The sequence below is a fragment of the Candidatus Auribacterota bacterium genome (assembly GCA_026392035.1).
Lineage (GTDB): Bacteria > Auribacterota > Tritonobacteria > UBA1439 > UBA1439 > JAPLCX01.
The window spans coordinates 11559-27222 of the sequence record JAPLCX010000016.1; the positions used below are offsets into that span (position 1 = coordinate 11559).

Consider the following 15664-nt stretch of genomic DNA (forward strand, 5'->3'; position numbering starts at 1 on the left):
ACTAACTACTAGCTACTGGCTACTCGTTGCCGTCTATATGAGATTGATATTGCTGGGCCCGCCCGGCGCGGGTAAGGGATCACAGGCGAAGGTGCTGTGCGCAAAATTCGGGATCCCGCACATTTCGACGGGGGATATGTTTCGCGAGGCGTACACACAGGGCACCACGCTGGGGCGCATGGCGCACGACAACTACTGGGGAAAGGGTGAGCTTGTGCCTGACGATATCACCGTGGGGCTGGTGCGGGAGCGGATTGCGCGGGACGATTGTCGCGCGCGTGGGTTTCTCCTCGACGGCTTCCCGAGGACCCTCCCCCAGGCGGAAAAACTGGATCAGCTCCTCAATGAGTTGAATCAGTCGCTTGATAAGGTCATTTACATGAAGACCTCCCAGGAGGTGATCCTCCAGCGGCTCGGCGGCAGGAGGGTCTGCAAGTCGTGCGGAGCAAACTACCACGTCGTGAACATGCCGCCAAGGATCGAGGGCGCGTGCGATGCCTGCGGCGGGAATCTGTACCAGAGGCCTGATGACGCTGAGGATACGGTCCTGAACCGCCTCGGGGTGTACGAGGCGCAGACCGCGCCGCTCATAAAGTATTATAAAAACCAGGAGCTTTTGGCCACCGTCAACAGCGATACCCCGGTGCAGGGGACGTACGCTCAGGTTCTCACGGTGATGAATCAACAATGATCATCATAAAATCCGCGAATGAAATAGGGAAAATGCGCGTGAGCAGCCGCATCGCCGCGGAGGTCATGGGCATACTGGAGAAAATGGTCGCGCCTGGGGTGCGCACGGTGGAGCTCGACCGGGTGGCTGCCAGGCTCATTCAGGAGCGCGGCGGCCGCTCAGCCTTTAAGGGGTACCGGGGTTATCCCGCGCACGTATGCATTTCTGTGAATGAGGAAGTGGTGCATGGGATCCCCGGCGAGAGGGTTCTGGAAGCGGGCGATATCGTGAGCGTTGACGTGGGGGTGGAGCACGACGGCTATTGCGGCGATATGGCGCGTACCTTCACGGTGGGGGAAGTGAACGGCACGAAGGCCCGCCTCGTGGAGGTGACGCGGCTCGCAGTTGAGGACGCGGTGGGCATGGCGCGGTCTGGCGGCAGGCTCTTCGATATCTCTCGCGCGATCGAGCGCCGCGCGACGTCGAGCGGGTTCTCGGTGGTCCGTGACTATGTGGGGCACGGTATCGGTGCAACGCTCCACGAGGATCCGCAGATCCCCAATTTTGGCAAGCCGCATACCGGGCCGAAGCTCAAATCAGGCATGACGTTTGCGGTGGAGGCGATGATCAATGCGGGAACCTATGCCGTAAGGGTGCTGCCGGATGGCTGGACAGTCATCACGCAGGACAGGAAAGCATCCGCCCACTTCGAGGACACTATTGTCATCACGGGGGACGGCCCTGAGGTTTTGACATGCCAAAAAAGGAAGATGCCATAAGGGTTGAGGGGATCGTTGTGGAGGTTCTGCCCAACACGATGTTCAGGGTGGATCTGCCGAATGGTCATCGCGTGCTCGCGCACATATCGGGGAAGATGAGGATGCACTTCATACGCATCCTCCCCGGGGATAAGGTGTTGCTTGAGATGTCGCCGTATGATCTCACGAAGGCGAGGATCGTGTACCGCGTCAAGTGAGCGGGCGCCTGGCGCGACCCGCGGCTCATCCGCACAAATGAAGGGCTGGAGCGGGAGATGAAAGTAAAAGCATCGGTCAAGAGAATCTGTGAAAAGTGCAAGATCGTGCGCCGCAAGGGAGTGGTGCGGGTCATCTGTACGAACCCGAGACACAAGCAGCGGCAGGGCTAACTACAGCCCAAAGTTAAAAGTGTAAAGCGTAAAGAAAAAAGAGATAGAAGGAGTAGCGTTATGCCGAGAATTGTGGGTATTGATATACCGAAGGAAAAAAGGATCGAGGTGGCCTTGAGGTACATCTATGGGATCGGCCCCACGAAGGCGTCCCAGGTGTGCACTCAGGCGAGCGTGAATCCGGATACCAGGGCGAAGGATCTGACGGAGGAGGAGATTGCCAAGATCACCTCCGTGATTCAGAGCAGCTGCATGGTCGAGGGCGACCTGCGCAGGGAGGTGGCGCAGAATATCAAACGGCTCATGAGCATCGGGTGCTACCGGGGGATACGGCACAGACGCGGCCTGCCGGTGCGCGGCCAGCGGACGAGCACGAACGCGCGCACGCGGAAGGGGCCCCGGAAGACAGTCGGCGTGAAGCGCAAGGCGTCAATGAAAAAACAGGGCGGGACTGAATAATCCCGCTGCGCGCCCGTTGCACTGAAGAGGCGCGGGGGCGTTGCGTGCACCGATCGGGCGGGTCGCGAGGTCGCCATGAGCGGGGTCCGCAGCATCAGTGAGTCAGTCAGTCCGGCAAAGGAGAGAAAATGGCGGAGGACAAAGAGCAGAAGCCGCAACGAGTGGTCAAGAAAAGGGTTGCGAGGTGCGGCCCCAGGGGGATCGCGCACGTCATGGCGACCTTTAACAATACGATTGTCAGCATCGCGGACGCAAAGGGCAATGTGGTGGTGTGGGCGAGCGCGGGTTCCTCAGGGTTCAAGGGGGCGCGGAAGAGCACTGCCTTTGCCGCCACGGTGGTGGCGAGCAACTGCGGCAAGCGCGCGCTCGCACAGGGGATGCGGGAAATCGAAGTCAATGTCAAGGGGCCTGGCGCGGGGCGGGAATCGGCGGTGAGGGCTCTCCAGGCTGCCGGACTCCAGATCACGGCTATCCGCGACGTCACCCCCATACCGCACAATGGGTGCCGGCCGCCGAAGAGGCGGCGTGTATAGCAGTAGCGCACCCTTGGGGGGGAGCTATCGAGCTATCCCTTCGGCTACGCTCAGGGCAAGCTCGCAATCGAGCTATCGAGTACTAAAGATATCAAGTGATCAGGCTATCGAGATATCAATGAATAAAGGGAGGTAAGTAAATATATGGCAAGGTACACAGGACCCGTGTGCAGGCTCTGTCGGCAGGAGGGAATGAAGCTCTTCCTCAAGGGCACCCGCTGCGAAATGGCCAAATGCGCAATAGAGCGCGGCAAACCTGCTCCGGGCATGCACGGGGCGAAGAGGCGCAAGCTCTCTTCCTACGGGGAACAGTTGCGCGAGAAGCAGAGGCTGCGCCGCTCATATGGCATTCTCGAGGAGCAATTCAGGATCCTGTTCAACAGGGCGCAGAAAAAGAAGGGGATCACCGGAGACAATCTGCTCAAGCTCCTGGAGACGAGGCTGGACAATGTGGTATTCCGGCTCGGGTTTGCCGTCTCGCGCGCGCAGGCCCGGCAGCTGGTGCGGCATGGCCATTTTCGCATCAAGAACCACACGGTTGATATCCCCTCATACCAGGTGAGGGCGGGCGAGATCATAGAGGTAAAGCCAAAGGAGCGCTGCCGCAAGATAATCATGAAGAGTATCGAGGTCACTGAGAAGAGGGATGTCCCGGCGTGGCTCTCGGTGAATCGGCAGGATCTGAAGGGGGAGGTCCTCAGGTCTCCGGAGAGAGCAGATATTACCGTGCCGGTCAATGAGCAGCTCGTGGTAGAGCTCTATTCGAAATAAGAGGGAGCGGCGCCGGGTGGGGCCCGGGGCAGTTCACTACATAAAAGAGAGGTGACAATCATGGTGATACGATTGGGAAGATTTGAAATGCCCAAGCGCTTGCTTGAGGAAGAGGGAAGTGCGACTGATACCTACGCGAAATTCATCGCTGAGCCGTTTGAGCGCGGCTATGGGCACACCCTCGGCAACGCGCTGAGGAGGGTGCTCCTGTCATCGCTCGAAGGCGCGGCGATCACTTCGGTCAGGATCAACGGGGTCCTGCATGAGTTTGATACCATCGATGGGATGGTTGAGGATGTCACTGAATTGATCCTGAACCTGAAACAGGTGCTCCTGGTATCGCACAGCAGGGAGCCGAAAAAGATCGAGCTCAAGGCGGACAAAAAGGGAGAGGTCACCGCGGCTGACATCACCACTGACGGGACCGTCGAGGTGGTCAACCCCGCGCACCACATCGCCCACCTCAGTAAAAAGGTGAAACTCGAGATCGAACTGGAGGTTGAAATCGGGAGGGGGTACCGGCCGTCGGAGGGGAACAAGAAAGAAGGGCAGCCGATAGGGATCATCCCGCTCGATTCCATATTCACCCCTGTCAAGAGGGTCGCCTATCACATTGAGGATACGCGCGTGGGCCAGATAACCGAGTTCGATAAGCTCATCCTCGAGATATGGACGGATGGCAGGGTGAAACCTGAGGATGCCCTCGTACAGGCCGCCTCGATTCTACGGGAACACATCGCCGTGTTCGTTGATTTTGACAAGCATCCGCTCGCGATAGGGGAGGAAGAGGAGGAGGAGAAAGAGAAGAAAAAGGGAGAAGATATGGATCGCCTTCTCGACATGAGCATCAACGAGATCGAGCTGTCCGTCCGCGCCGCGAACTGCATCACTGCCGCGAACATCAAGACGATCGGTGACCTGGTGCAGAATACGGAGGCGGAAATGCTGAAATACAGGAACTTCGGGAAAAAATCGCTCAATGAGATCAAGCAGATCCTGACGGGGATGGGGTTATCCCTTGGCATGAAGCCCCTGGAGAAGAAGGAACTGCCGGAGTAATATCGCAGTGGAACAGGGAGCGGGGAAGAACATATGAGGCACAGAAAAGAGTCGCTCAAGCTGAATCGGACTCCCGCGCACATGCGCGCCATGCTCGCCAACGCGGTCTCCAGCCTCATCAAGCTGGAGCGGTTGCAGACGACGGAAGGCCGCGCCCGCGCGGTGTGCCGGCTCACGGAGAAGATGGTGACGCTGGCCAAACGCGGCGGCCTCCATAGGCGTCGCCGCGCGACGAGTCTGATCCATGACCGCGGCGCCGTTGCCAAGCTATTCAAGGAGCTGGGGCCGCGGTACGCTCAGAGGAGCGGCGGCTATACTCGAATTGTGAAAGCCTCATTCCGAAGAGGAGATGGCGCTCCCATGGCCATCTGTGAACTGGTTGACACCACAAAACCGGTCAGGGTGAGGAAACCCAAAAAAGAGGAAGGGCGGAAGCCCAAGACGTGAGCAGGTGCCCCGGATGCCGGCGCACATGCGCACTGCCGCTCTCGCCCTTTTTGATTCGCCGCGTACCCCGCAGGAAGTGATTCCTCATCCCCCTCTCCACAACGCCATGCGCAAGAGAACAAGAGCAGCCAGCAGGGAGTTGAGCCACGTTGACCGTGAGGGGAGGGTATCCATGGTGGATATCAGCCGCAAATCCGACACCTTCCGTGAGGCGGTCGCGCGCGGCCGGGTGACACTCGCGCCGCATACGCTCTCCCTTATCACGCGTGATAAAATCCCCAAGGGGAATGTGTTCAATACCGCGCGGCTCGCGGGCATCATGGCTGCCAAGCGCGTCGACTGTGTGATCCCGCTCTGCCATTCGCTCTGCCTCACGCACATCTCCATCGGTTTCGAGACGCGCGTCCGGAATAGACGCGCGCGCATCGATATCGAGGCGGCCGCACGCCTCGTCGGCAAGACCGGGGTGGAAATGGAGGTCCTCGCGGCGGTGAGCGTGGCGGCGCTGACGATATACGACATGTGTAAAACAGTAGATAAATCGATGAAGATTTCTGAAATTCGCCTTGTCAGCAAAACGGGAGGACGTTCTGATAAAACCCGAAACTCGAAACCCGAAACTCGAAACAAACTCAAAATCACAAACCAGAAGTATTAAGTGTTTTTGATTTCGAGTTTTGGATTTGTTTCGTGTTTAGAGTTTGGGATTTCGGATTTATCGTTATGGGTCATATCAAATCAATCAATATCAGCACGACCAAGGGTGGGCCGAAGAGTCCGGTTTCACAAGCTATGCTGATCGTTGACAGGGGTATCGAAGGGGATGCGCATAGTGGGCCGGGTGAAAAGCAGGTGAGCCTGCTTGCGTGGGAGCGTACGCTCGCCATGCGCGCGAAGGGCGCAGCGATCTGGTATGGCTCATTCGGGGAGAATATCACCACTGTCGGAATCGATCTCAGGAGCCTGAGGGTTGGGGACAGGTTGAAATTGGGGGAGCACGGCATCGTGGAGGTCACCGAACTCGGGAAGAAATGCCCCGCACCGTGCGCGATTTTCCGCAAGGTCGGCTCCTGCATCATGCCCGAGGAAGGCGTTTTTTCCCGGGTGACGAGGGGGGGTGTCATCAGGGTGGCGGATTCTGTTGATCTGGTCCCGCCATAAAGGGGTCAGGTCTACGCGTTACTATTAATCAGGGGGCACACTGTTGATGCGATCGAGGCGCGAAGGGGGCGGAAACGCGAGCGCGATCAGGGTGGGCGTCGTGGTGGTGAGCGATAAGGCGGCGGCGGGCCTGCGGAGGGACGGTTGCGTCGGGGCATTGGAGAAGGTGCTTCCGCCGGCGGATGCTGCGATTGCCGCGCACACGATCGTCCCCGATGAGATAGGAGCGATTCAGGAAGCCGTGCAACAGATGACAGACGGTGAGGGGCTCGACGTCGTACTCACGGCGGGGGGGACGGGGATCGGCCCGCGTGATGTCACGCCGGAAGCGATTCTTCCACTCATCGATAGAGCGATACCCGGGATCGCTGAGCTGATGCGCCGTCAAGGGTTTGAGATGACACCGAATGCCATTCTCAGTCGCTCGGTCGCGGGTACCCGCGGGCGGGCGCTCCTCATCGCGCTGCCTGGCAGCCCGCGCGGTGCGGCGGAGTGCCTCTCGTCGGTATGGCCGGCGATCCCCCACGCGCTGGCGCTCCTCCGTGGAGAGGCCACGGAATGCGCGCGGAAAGTAAAAAGTCAAAAGCAAAAAGGCAAAACCAAAAGTTAAAGCCCAAAACTATTTTTATATTTTGAATTTTGAATTGTAGTTTTGACTTTTGCGTTTTTACTTTTGCCTTACGATTGTTTGGGATTTTTGATTTGGGATTTAATATATGGTCAATATCTCAATGAATAGAGCCGTGCACCTCGCGCGGCGGGACGCTCACTACCGATGCTGCATAGAGCTGCTCGAGGCGCGGCGCGCAGATGCCTCGATCTTGAAACGCCGGGGCAGGATCGAAGAGATCCTGAAGCGTCTCAGCGAGGCGCGCTATGAGGCGATCTGCGCCTTGAGGGGGAACAGGGGCTGGCGCAGCGAAAATATATTTGTGAAGTACCTTGATCTCATCTATGACGCGGCGCAGGCAGCTCAGGTCATGATACAGCACGAGGCGCTGCTCAAGGCGGATAAGAGTTTTCTAAAACGGCTCCTCGGCGTGGGGACGGCGAGGCTCGCTCAGTTTGAGGATCGCCACAGGAGCATGGAGGGGGAAATCCTCGACGGGATAACCGTGCTCGTCATGTACGCGAGCTCGACCTACAGCGAACTCAAGAAGGCTAACATTAACTCGCTCTCCCCGAATGAGAAGGCGCGCTACCGGATTGCCTATAACGCCGTTCACCCGGGAGAGTGACGGAGCGGGGCGATCGTTTTTCACAATGAAAAAAAATAAATCCGCCGAACAGATTGTCTGCAGCATTATCGCGCGTGATCGGCGATATACCTTCGATGCGTACCAGTTCGTTTTAGAAGCCCTGGATTACACGTACCGCATGGTGAAGAAGCGGAGGCATGTCGCCGGCAGGGAGCTCCTGGAAGGGGTGCGTCGCTACGCCCTTGAGCGGTACGGCCCCATGGCGAGAACTGTCCTTGAACACTGCGGCATCCGAAGATGCGAAGATGTGGGAGAGGTGGTATTCAACCTTGTTGATAATGGCTTGCTCAATAAAACGGAGGAGGACAGCAGGGACGATTTTAAGGGGGGGTACGATTTCAAGGAGGCATTTGACGGGGTGTTTGATAGCTGATGGTCCGAGAGTAAATCCTGAGTGTGGGAGAGGGGAGATAGAGATATGAAGAACACGAATGATGCAATTCACGAGGCGCGGTTTCTCTCGCTCGTCCTGAGCCTCTACAACTCTGCCTGGATCGCCATGGGCAAGATCGCCAGCCCCGTGACGGGCAAGGTGGAGAAGGATCTTGAAGCAGCGCGGGGGAGCATCGATCTCCTGGAGACCCTGAAGGTGAAGACAAAGGGGAATGTCTCGCTCGAGGAGGATCGGATACTCGTCAATTGCCTGAACACGCTCCAGCTGAACTTCGTTGAGGAGAGCAGCCGCAGGGAAGAGAAGCCTGCGGCAGAGGAGACGGCAAGCTCCCGGGATGAGGATGCGAAGCCTCCCCCGGAAGATAAAGTTCCACAGGGGTGAACGCAGAGGGGGTAGGCATGCTTCGAGATGGCCGGGAATGGGCGAGTCTGAAGCGCGCGAAGCGCTGCCTCGGGTGCGGGCATGATTTCGCAGGCGGGGAGGATTACTTCTCGATGATCTTCATGGGAGGTGAAGCGATCACCCGGGAGGATTACTGCGCCTCATGCTGGGAGCAGGTGGAGCCGGGGAAGCGCGAACGATATATCTCTTACTGGCAGGGGAGGTATAAGGCCGAGCCGCCGAAGCAGCGGGAAGAGCCGATTGCGAAGAGCACGGTCGAGCGTTTGCTCCGGAAATACCTGAACGCTCAGGAGCCGTCCCACGTGAACTTCCGCTACATCCTCGCGCTGATGATGGAGCGCAAGAAGAGGCTCGTCCCCCGGGACAAGGTGATCGAGCCTGGGACAGGCAGGAAAATTATCGTGTATGAACTTCCCGACAGCGGTGAATCCTTTCTCATCGAGGATCCCGGCCTTGGAATCCATCAGGCGAGAGAAGTGCAGAAACAGGTGAGGGATCTCCTCGCGCTGGAGAACGTCTGATCGGAGCGAGGGAAAGTAATGCCTCATTTACGGGGGAAAATAAGAGGAATATCCACGGATTTTTACGGATAACCACACGGATGGCCGCAGATGAAGCTTTCTTTTCATCTGTGAATATCCGTCATAATCCGTCCCGCTTAGCGGGATCCGTGGCCCACCTCTATAAGTGACCCCTTACAAGGGAACGGCCGTTTTTCTTCCTCATCATGCATTTTTTTGATATCATAAGACCTCGCCAGGTCACAGAGCATGTGCAAGATCCGTAGCACCATTTTCGATATTCGGCACGCGAGAGATGTGCAGGGACAGATAAAAGAACTTCTCGATCAGGAGAACGTGTAACCGGTGATATTAAATCATTGCCTTTAGCATTCAGCTTTTAACCTTCAGCTGTAGTTGCCTATGTACACGAAGTTCTATCACCTCAAGGAGCGGCCGTTTAATCTCACGCCGGACTCTCACTTCCTCTATTTCAGCACGCAGCACAGGGACGCGTTGGGGCATCTGCTCTACGGCATCAGGGAGCGCAAGGGCTTCATGCTCGTGAGCGGGGAGGTGGGGACAGGGAAGACGACGCTCTGCAGGACCCTGATCAAGGAGATCGAAAGAGAGGCCGAGGTCGGATTCATCCTCAACAGTTTCCTCTCCGCGAAAGAGCTGCTACGGGCGATCAACGAAGACCTCTGCTGCCACCGGGGGGCACAGTCGAATAAGGAGCTCGTTGACGAGCTCAATCGTTTTCTGCTCGATCAGCACGAGCGCGGGCGCACCGTCGTGGTCCTCATCGACGAGTGCCAGAACCTCGCGATGCCCGTGCTCGAACAGATACGGATGCTCTCCAACCTGGAGACTGAAAAGGAAAAGCTCATCCAGATTATCATGGTCGGCCAGCCGGAGCTGAGGGGAAAACTCGAGAGCGCTCACTTGAGGCAGCTGGCGCAGCGGATCAGCGTGACCTACCACCTACAGCCGCTCGATTATCGTGAGACCGTGAACTACATCCATCATCGCCTGAATGTCGCCTCCGGCGGCGATGGGAAAGACGGCTCGGGAGAAACGGGGAGGGGCGGCGTGCGATTTAGCCGGCCGGCGCTGAAACGGATATTCCTGTATTCGGAAGGCGTCCCGCGAAAAATAAATATCCTCTGCGATCGCGCGCTGCTCGTCGGGTATGTACGGAATAAAAATAGGATAACGGATGGAATGATCCGCCGGGCGATCGCTGAGATTCAGAAGCATCCGAGGGCGTCACGGGGGAGGAGGCGCTCCTCACGGCTGCCGCTTTTCTGGAAGGCAGCGGTTGCCGGGATCTGTGCGCTCGCTGTGTTCGGCCTCCTGTTTTATTACTCGATGGGCATGAGGCACGCGCTGGTTCCCGCGCAGGGCGCGGGCGCCGGGCACGCGCCGCGAATAAAACAGGCTGCCCCCGTTCAATCTGCGGTGGTCGCCGGAAACCAATGGCATCTCGCTCCCGTCCCCCCTCTCGAAAAGCCTGTTGCCGCTCCCAATACGGAGGCGGGGGCAGCGCTGCTCCTCGCAAAGTTATGGAATCGCGGGGAGGTCTCTCACGCCATGCCTCAGGGAGAGAGGGATCTGCATACCCTCGCGGGGAGGTGCGGTATGAAGGCCATCGGGTGCTGGGCTGATATTGATTTTCTGTCGCGAGCGAACCTCCCCTGCCTTGTGAGGGTGGCGGGAATTTCCGGTGAGGGGGAGATGCTTGTTGTTCTGAAATCCCTGCGAGAGGGCGTCGCAGGGCTGGCGCGCGGGAACGGCGCCGAGTTCTCTCTCAAAAATTCGGAGCTGGAGGCGCGGCTCCGGGGGAAGGCCACGTTCTTTTATCCCGTCAATGTGACACTCGCCGGCGCCCTTACCCCCGGTATGAACGGTCCTGCTGTCAGTGAACTCCAGGCCGGTCTCCGGGGAATGAATTTACTGACGGTTGACGAGGGCGGATGGTACGGCCCGCGCACCGCGGAAGCGGTCAGGCGTTTACAGGCGCGCTGTGGCCTCCCCCAGGATGGCGTGGCCGGCATCAATGAGAATATCCTGATCATGAGTGCGCGGGGGGGGAGAGATGTGCCGCGCCTTGCACCCCAGGCCTCACGGAGTTGAAGGCATGAGCACGATTCTGAAAGCGTTGAAAAAAGCGGAAGAGGGCATGGCAAAGAACACGTTGCCCGGGAAGATCCTTTCCGCAGATTCTGTTCCAGCTCCTGCGAGTGCGCGCGTATGGATGGGCGCGGCGATTCTTCTCTCCGCGCTTGTCCTTGTCACGGGGATCGCGTACTATCTTCAGCCGCGCGGGCGAGCCGTGGAGAGGGAGGATTCCTCCCCTCAGCCGGCCGCAGCCCCCACGGCGGCGCGGGCAGCCGGCATCTCCAGGGGAGGAGGCGAGCCGGAGGAGCCTGCGCTCCCCCCGCTTCATTTCTCAGGCGTGCTCTGGGATAAAACTGAACCGCTCGCCATTCTCAACGGCAGGCCGCTGACCGTGGGCGGCGAGATTGATGGCGCCAGGGTGGTGAAGATTGGCCTCGACGGTGTGCGGCTCCGCTATCGGGGAAGGGAGTACACGCTCAGCGTGGAGTAGGCGTGGGAGATCAGATGGCGGGATTCGGACAACGAAACAGAATTGAGGCCATCGCGTCGGGATGTATCCTTATCGCTCTCTCGTGCGTGGCGCTCATTGGGCCTCAGCAGTCGGCGGGTGGAGAGGGTGGGCAGCCTCCGGAGCTGTCGCGTGCCGAGCGCAAGGCCCGCACGGTGCTTGATATGGCGGCCCTCGGGCGCGATCTGTTCAAAAAAAAGGAATACCGGCGCGCGGCGATTGAATTCGAGAAGGTGTTGCAGATTGACCCTTCGAATTCAGCCGCGGAGGAGTATCTGAAGCTATGCGAGAAAAGATTGGAAGGGCAATGAATGTCTCCCGTATGGGAGTTGTGCTCATGGCGCTGCTCATGGTGAGCAGCGCGGCGGTTAAGCTCTTTGCGGCGGAGGAGCAGCCTGAACAGTCGGCCGAGTTCTACCTCCGGCTCGGCAATGCGTTCATGGAGAGCGGGCAATATGACAAGGCGCTCACGATGTTTACCAAAGCCCAGTCGCTCGCTCCCGGGACCGATCTCAAGGAGCGTGTCGCCGCCGCGCACCGCGGCTTCGCCGGTGTGTGCATCGAGAAGGGCGATTACCGCAGCGCCGTGGACCACTACGAGAGCGCGAAGAAGCTCGACCCCAAGGTGGATGTGCTCTCCACGCTGGAGGAGGCGTATCGCAAGCTTGGAGCCCGCTACATGGAGGAGGGGAATATTTCCGGAGTGATCTCGATCACGGAGAAGGCACTGGCGATTTCCCCCGGGTCCCCCGAGACACGCAGATTGAGGGGAGAGGCGCTCATCAAGAAGGGGAACCTCGAGGGCGCGCTCGGTGAGTTCACGGAGCTGGTCAAGATCGTACCGAAGGATACCGAGGCGCAGATGAGGGTCGGGTTCATCAATGAGAAACTGGGCAAAGGGAAGCGGGCGGTTGAGGTATATATCTCGGTCATAGAGGGGAATCCTCAGTTCGTCCCCGCGTATATAGCGCTCGGTGAGTACTATGAGAAGAGGGGCAATCTCGCGAAGTCCGCGGAGGTATATCGAAGGGGCATAGAGAAAGCACCTGCCGAGGCGTCGCTCCATACCAACCTCGCGTGGGTTCATATCAGTGATGGAAATTATCTGGATGCGCACAAGGAGTGCCAGACGTCCCTCGGCCTGGATGCCGACAATGCCTATGTGTATAACTACCTGGGCTTGATTTTCATGCACATCAACCGGTTTCCCGATGCGCAGGAGTCATTTGAAAAAGCGATCGCGTTGAAAGCTGATTACCCCGGCGCGAAGCTCAATCTGGCATTTCTCTACGGGGCCATGGGCCGCAACGAGGATGCGATCAAGGAGTATAAAGAGATACTTGAGAAAGATCAGAACAATGCCGAGGCTCACTACAATGCGGGAATCAACTACAAGAAGCAGGGCCGGTTTGTACTGGCGCGGTACCACCTGGAGCGCGCGGCAAAACTCTACGGATATGATTCCTCACTCGGGCGGAGAGCCCTCGAGAGGCTGAAGAAACAGGAGTAGCGCGGCAGGAATCCAGATGGCGTACATGCGGGCGTGGGCTTTCCTGCATATCACCACGCAGCCGAGACTTAAGTCTCGGCTGCGAAAAAAAGTAGCCCTGCCCTGTGAGAGATCGATCCGACACTTCAGTGTCGGCTCCTTAATTCAATGTCTAGGAATTTCAATGTTTTATAAGTTGCCCCGCCTTGCGGGGCCTAATTTACGTAAAATTTCACACGTTGGAATTCATTGACGGGATTCAGAGACGTATGAACAAGGGCAGGAAAAGAGCGGGGGGCCTTACGGTCCCCCGTGAAGTATAGATTGAGAATCGGCCGGCGATGAGCGCGTCAATCGGCCATTATCGGTGACCCCGTTCTTTCGCCCGGCTTATCGTCCTTCCCTCTCTTGAAGTCCGGGCGGGACGGCTTTTCCTGTCTCATCCCTTCCTGGGAAGGCTTCTGGGCGCTCACTGAGCACTTGCCGACAATGTTCACACCCTCGGCGATGGTGAGGCGGGCCGCCTGGATATCGCCGAACATCTTCGCGGTGGCCCTGAGCTCGATCTTGTCATCGCAGGTGACGTTCCCCTCAATTTTGCCTTCGACGATGAGATTACCCACGTGGATTTCGGCCTTTACCGCACCGGTTTTGCCGACGAAGAGCGTCCCCTGAGAGTCAATCTCACCTTCAAAAGTGCCGTCTATCCTCAGTGAATCCTTGAACTTGAGGGAGCCCTTGAACTCCGCATCGGGGCTGATCACAGTCTCTTTAACCTCACTGTGAGATATCGGCTGCTGAAGCTTATCCTGGATGACCATCTTCTGTCCCTCCTCCCGGCTTGGGTAATTTGGAATGCTTGTGCTCGCTCCATTTGCGCCAAGCCTCCTCAAGATGTTGCTCATGAACCTCCTCCTCCCGCGGTTTTTTCACCGCCACGGTGTATGCAGTTTCTCAACTTATTGAAAGCATTTAACCAGATTGCTCCACGGTTGTCAATGCCGAAAAACCCGCAACTGTAATGCCCCAGATAGGGTGTAGAACAAAGTTGTTCGCCACTGATTCTCACGCCTGCCTGCGCGGAGCCGGAGCTCCGCTTCGGCGTAGGCAGGGATGATTGACGGATGTGCACGGGTTGATTTTGGTAAGTATCCGCGAGCATCTGTAATAATCCGTGTAGGTCCGTGGCAAGACCTCATAACCGCGACTTTCCCTGATTTATCTGGATCCCCAGCCGAGGAAAAGGATGATTTCGACGACGATGAGAATGACGATTGCCAGTTCCAGTATGGTGGAGCGCAGGTTGTAGATCTTCATATTGAGGGTGCCCGATATGTCCCGCAGCGCTTCCAGTTTCCGATCCAGTCCCCTTTTCCACTCGTCGAGGTACAGCCTTTTGCCGAGCGCACGGTACACCCGCGCGGCGTAGAGCGTGTCGATCGCCTTGAGTGAATTATCTATCTGATCAATGAGCCAGAGCACATCGGTCATGAGCATCATCGTGCGCCTGCTCAACCGCCGGTAGCGGGCCGCGTTGAAGAGGGGAGCCCGCAATCCCTCGAGCTGCATTTCCCGCTGGATCGTGTCAAGCTCACCGTCGAGCCAGCGGTCGTAATAGCGCATGTCGAGGAGCTTGGTGTTGGCGTACTCGATGATGTTGATGTGGTCGCGGTGATCCTCCCTGTCGTAGAGGAAGGCGCGGTCCCAGTCAACCACCAGGACATCCTCAGGATAGTATGAGATGTTGTTCGAGAGGGCGTTCGCCGTTTCCTGTTCGCTCAGGCTGCGCTCCTCGGCCCTGAGGATCATTGCGATCTCAGGTCCGTGCATGTGGAGGAGTTGCTGGCCGGTGAGGGGTTCGTCGAGCTCGGTGACGTGAAATATCGCGTAGTCCTCCACGAGATTGCTGTCGATCGGCCTGTGGAGCGCGGGCGCCACGAATTTCTTTATCTTTTTCAGATAGCCGGTGGCGAGGTCGGGGAAAATATCGCTCTCCGAAAGCGCGGATGCCTTTGCGGCGAGCCCCCTGAAATCGCCTGAGAAGGGTATATTGAAGCACAGACTGACAACGCCGAAATCGAACACGCGCGCCTGAACGAGCGCCGTCTCCGGGAGGTTCTGGAGCTGGAACTTCTCCTCGCCGAGCTTGATGACGAGGGGATAGCTCTCAAAGCGCAGGTAGTGGCTTTTCGATCGGCGCAGGGAGAGGACCCCCTCCGTCTCCTGCTTCCGGAGTAGCTTCTCCAGCGTGTCAACCTTCACGGCATACGCGAGCTCGTAGCAGAAGAAGAGGAGGATGTTCCCCTTGATGGCATTTTCGCCGCTGGTTGCTGTCTGTGTCTGTTCCATAAGTGCCTCTACATAAAATTATACTATTATCGAGGGCATTGTGGGAAGGTCTTTCGACGCAGCACAATAATGGATCTCAGAAGGTGTGAAAAAATCGTATTTTCAGCGCGTGTACACTGATATGAGAAATTGTCATTGCGATCCCGCTTAGCGGGACTCGGCGTCCTCGCAATGACAACCTTAATACTGATTTTTTCACACCTTCTCAGTTATGGGGGATAGCCGCGGATGAACGCGGATAAACGCTGATCCGGCCTACGGTTTAAAGTTGGAGGCTAAAAGTTTAAAAAATCGTTCCGGTAACATTAATGTGAGGCCCTTTAATATGAGGCAGTTCTATTGACAAAGAGCATGTTTTCAGCGATAATTGTAATGATAATTGATTAGCGCTGCAG

General features: G+C 57.6%; 22 protein-coding genes. 20 read left to right on the forward strand and 2 right to left on the reverse strand.

From position 1 onward, the window contains the following. The first annotated feature begins 37 nt into the window (after positions 1-37). From NTX71_01515 to NTX71_01610, 20 genes are all read left to right on the forward strand, one after another. Complete coding sequence (locus NTX71_01515) at positions 38-691, forward strand: adenylate kinase (GenBank protein MCX6338581.1); 654 nt, start codon at positions 38-40, stop codon at positions 689-691. Beyond that, positions 688-1449 carry a type I methionyl aminopeptidase gene (gene map, locus NTX71_01520; GenBank protein ID MCX6338582.1) on the forward strand — a complete coding sequence of 254 codons (762 nt, stop codon included), beginning with the start codon at positions 688-690 and terminating at the stop codon, positions 1447-1449. The genes NTX71_01515 and map overlap by 4 nt, the downstream gene beginning before the upstream one ends. Continuing rightward, positions 1425-1646: a translation initiation factor IF-1 gene (gene infA, locus NTX71_01525; GenBank protein MCX6338583.1), complete on the forward strand. Its 222-nt coding sequence runs from the start codon at positions 1425-1427 to the stop codon at positions 1644-1646. The genes map and infA overlap by 25 nt, the downstream gene beginning before the upstream one ends. A gap of 57 nt (positions 1647-1703) precedes the next feature. Further along, positions 1704-1817 (forward strand): 50S ribosomal protein L36, encoded by a 114-nt coding sequence (rpmJ, locus tag NTX71_01530; protein ID MCX6338584.1) that lies wholly within the window; start codon positions 1704-1706, stop codon positions 1815-1817. Positions 1818-1877: 60 nt separating this feature from the next. After that, positions 1878-2276: a 30S ribosomal protein S13 gene (gene rpsM, locus NTX71_01535; GenBank protein ID MCX6338585.1), complete on the forward strand. Its 399-nt coding sequence runs from the start codon at positions 1878-1880 to the stop codon at positions 2274-2276. Between the two features lie 128 nt (positions 2277-2404). Next, positions 2405-2809, forward strand: coding sequence for a 30S ribosomal protein S11 (gene rpsK / locus NTX71_01540; GenBank protein MCX6338586.1), 405 nt, complete (start codon positions 2405-2407; stop codon positions 2807-2809). 144 nt (positions 2810-2953) lie between these two features. Further along, positions 2954-3580 carry a 30S ribosomal protein S4 gene (rpsD, locus tag NTX71_01545; GenBank protein ID MCX6338587.1) on the forward strand — a complete coding sequence of 209 codons (627 nt, stop codon included), beginning with the start codon at positions 2954-2956 and terminating at the stop codon, positions 3578-3580. 60 nt (positions 3581-3640) lie between these two features. Next, on the forward strand, positions 3641-4639 hold the full coding sequence (locus NTX71_01550; protein MCX6338588.1) for a DNA-directed RNA polymerase subunit alpha: 999 nt from the start codon (positions 3641-3643) through the stop codon (positions 4637-4639). 33 nt (positions 4640-4672) lie between these two features. Further along, positions 4673-5086 carry a 50S ribosomal protein L17 gene (gene rplQ / locus NTX71_01555; protein MCX6338589.1) on the forward strand — a complete coding sequence of 138 codons (414 nt, stop codon included), beginning with the start codon at positions 4673-4675 and terminating at the stop codon, positions 5084-5086. A 106-nt stretch (positions 5087-5192) separates the two neighbouring features. After that, the gene (moaC, locus tag NTX71_01560; protein ID MCX6338590.1) at positions 5193-5744 is read left to right on the forward strand and encodes a cyclic pyranopterin monophosphate synthase MoaC; all 552 of its coding nucleotides are present in this window, start codon (positions 5193-5195) and stop codon (positions 5742-5744) included. Between the two features lie 65 nt (positions 5745-5809). Continuing rightward, positions 5810-6247 carry an MOSC domain-containing protein gene (locus NTX71_01565; protein ID MCX6338591.1) on the forward strand — a complete coding sequence of 146 codons (438 nt, stop codon included), beginning with the start codon at positions 5810-5812 and terminating at the stop codon, positions 6245-6247. Positions 6248-6293: 46 nt separating this feature from the next. Further along, positions 6294-6857, forward strand: coding sequence for a MogA/MoaB family molybdenum cofactor biosynthesis protein (locus NTX71_01570; protein MCX6338592.1), 564 nt, complete (start codon positions 6294-6296; stop codon positions 6855-6857). A gap of 106 nt (positions 6858-6963) precedes the next feature. After that, positions 6964-7485, forward strand: a complete 522-nt coding sequence (locus NTX71_01575; GenBank protein MCX6338593.1) for a hypothetical protein — start codon at positions 6964-6966, stop codon at positions 7483-7485. 25 nt (positions 7486-7510) lie between these two features. Then, complete coding sequence (locus NTX71_01580; protein ID MCX6338594.1) at positions 7511-7879, forward strand: hypothetical protein; 369 nt, start codon at positions 7511-7513, stop codon at positions 7877-7879. Positions 7880-7924: 45 nt separating this feature from the next. Next, positions 7925-8281: a DUF1844 domain-containing protein gene (locus NTX71_01585; GenBank protein ID MCX6338595.1), complete on the forward strand. Its 357-nt coding sequence runs from the start codon at positions 7925-7927 to the stop codon at positions 8279-8281. A gap of 17 nt (positions 8282-8298) precedes the next feature. Continuing rightward, positions 8299-8823, forward strand: coding sequence for a hypothetical protein (locus NTX71_01590; GenBank protein MCX6338596.1), 525 nt, complete (start codon positions 8299-8301; stop codon positions 8821-8823). Positions 8824-9225: 402 nt separating this feature from the next. Further along, positions 9226-10938, forward strand: a complete 1713-nt coding sequence (locus tag NTX71_01595; protein MCX6338597.1) for an AAA family ATPase — start codon at positions 9226-9228, stop codon at positions 10936-10938. Positions 10939-10942: 4 nt separating this feature from the next. Continuing rightward, on the forward strand, positions 10943-11413 hold the full coding sequence (locus tag NTX71_01600; GenBank protein MCX6338598.1) for a hypothetical protein: 471 nt from the start codon (positions 10943-10945) through the stop codon (positions 11411-11413). A 14-nt stretch (positions 11414-11427) separates the two neighbouring features. Further along, positions 11428-11742: a hypothetical protein gene (locus tag NTX71_01605; protein ID MCX6338599.1), complete on the forward strand. Its 315-nt coding sequence runs from the start codon at positions 11428-11430 to the stop codon at positions 11740-11742. Continuing rightward, positions 11715-12941 carry a tetratricopeptide repeat protein gene (locus NTX71_01610; protein MCX6338600.1) on the forward strand — a complete coding sequence of 409 codons (1227 nt, stop codon included), beginning with the start codon at positions 11715-11717 and terminating at the stop codon, positions 12939-12941. The genes NTX71_01605 and NTX71_01610 overlap by 28 nt, the downstream gene beginning before the upstream one ends. A 329-nt stretch (positions 12942-13270) precedes the next feature. Here the strand turns inward: NTX71_01610 and NTX71_01615 are convergent, their stop codons facing one another. Then, entirely contained in the window at positions 13271-13825 is a 555-nt protein-coding gene (locus NTX71_01615) for a polymer-forming cytoskeletal protein (protein MCX6338601.1), read from the reverse strand. Between the two features lie 313 nt (positions 13826-14138). Then, entirely contained in the window at positions 14139-15269 is a 1131-nt protein-coding gene (locus NTX71_01620) for a hypothetical protein (GenBank protein ID MCX6338602.1), read from the reverse strand. Positions 15270-15664: the final 395 nt, after the last annotated feature.

Bases quoted from the DNA above. Each gene is read 5' to 3' on its own strand.
- infA (MCX6338583.1), top strand. From the start codon at position 1,425: ATGCCAAAAAAGGAAGATGCCATAAGGGTTGAGGGGATCGTTGTGGAG.
- rpsM (MCX6338585.1), top strand. From the start codon at position 1,878: ATGCCGAGAATTGTGGGTATTGATATACCGAAGGAAAAAAGGATCGAG.
- NTX71_01575 (MCX6338593.1), top strand. From the start codon at position 6,964: ATGGTCAATATCTCAATGAATAGAGCCGTGCACCTCGCGCGGCGGGAC.
- map (MCX6338582.1), top strand. From the start codon at position 688: ATGATCATCATAAAATCCGCGAATGAAATAGGGAAAATGCGCGTGAGC.
- NTX71_01585 (MCX6338595.1), top strand. From the start codon at position 7,925: ATGAAGAACACGAATGATGCAATTCACGAGGCGCGGTTTCTCTCGCTC.
- NTX71_01620 (MCX6338602.1), bottom strand. From the start codon at position 15,269: ATGGAACAGACACAGACAGCAACCAGCGGCGAAAATGCCATCAAGGGG.
- NTX71_01605 (MCX6338599.1), top strand. From the start codon at position 11,428: ATGGCGGGATTCGGACAACGAAACAGAATTGAGGCCATCGCGTCGGGA.
- moaC (MCX6338590.1), top strand. From the start codon at position 5,193: ATGCGCAAGAGAACAAGAGCAGCCAGCAGGGAGTTGAGCCACGTTGAC.
- rpmJ (MCX6338584.1), top strand. From the start codon at position 1,704: ATGAAAGTAAAAGCATCGGTCAAGAGAATCTGTGAAAAGTGCAAGATC.
- NTX71_01595 (MCX6338597.1), top strand. From the start codon at position 9,226: ATGTACACGAAGTTCTATCACCTCAAGGAGCGGCCGTTTAATCTCACG.
- rpsK (MCX6338586.1), top strand. From the start codon at position 2,405: ATGGCGGAGGACAAAGAGCAGAAGCCGCAACGAGTGGTCAAGAAAAGG.
- rplQ (MCX6338589.1), top strand. From the start codon at position 4,673: ATGAGGCACAGAAAAGAGTCGCTCAAGCTGAATCGGACTCCCGCGCAC.
- NTX71_01615 (MCX6338601.1), bottom strand. From the start codon at position 13,825: ATGAGCAACATCTTGAGGAGGCTTGGCGCAAATGGAGCGAGCACAAGC.
- NTX71_01570 (MCX6338592.1), top strand. From the start codon at position 6,294: ATGCGATCGAGGCGCGAAGGGGGCGGAAACGCGAGCGCGATCAGGGTG.
- NTX71_01550 (MCX6338588.1), top strand. From the start codon at position 3,641: ATGGTGATACGATTGGGAAGATTTGAAATGCCCAAGCGCTTGCTTGAG.
- NTX71_01590 (MCX6338596.1), top strand. From the start codon at position 8,299: ATGCTTCGAGATGGCCGGGAATGGGCGAGTCTGAAGCGCGCGAAGCGC.
- NTX71_01600 (MCX6338598.1), top strand. From the start codon at position 10,943: ATGAGCACGATTCTGAAAGCGTTGAAAAAAGCGGAAGAGGGCATGGCA.
- NTX71_01580 (MCX6338594.1), top strand. From the start codon at position 7,511: ATGAAAAAAAATAAATCCGCCGAACAGATTGTCTGCAGCATTATCGCG.
- NTX71_01565 (MCX6338591.1), top strand. From the start codon at position 5,810: ATGGGTCATATCAAATCAATCAATATCAGCACGACCAAGGGTGGGCCG.
- NTX71_01610 (MCX6338600.1), top strand. From the start codon at position 11,715: ATGCGAGAAAAGATTGGAAGGGCAATGAATGTCTCCCGTATGGGAGTT.
- rpsD (MCX6338587.1), top strand. From the start codon at position 2,954: ATGGCAAGGTACACAGGACCCGTGTGCAGGCTCTGTCGGCAGGAGGGA.
- NTX71_01515 (MCX6338581.1), top strand. From the start codon at position 38: ATGAGATTGATATTGCTGGGCCCGCCCGGCGCGGGTAAGGGATCACAG.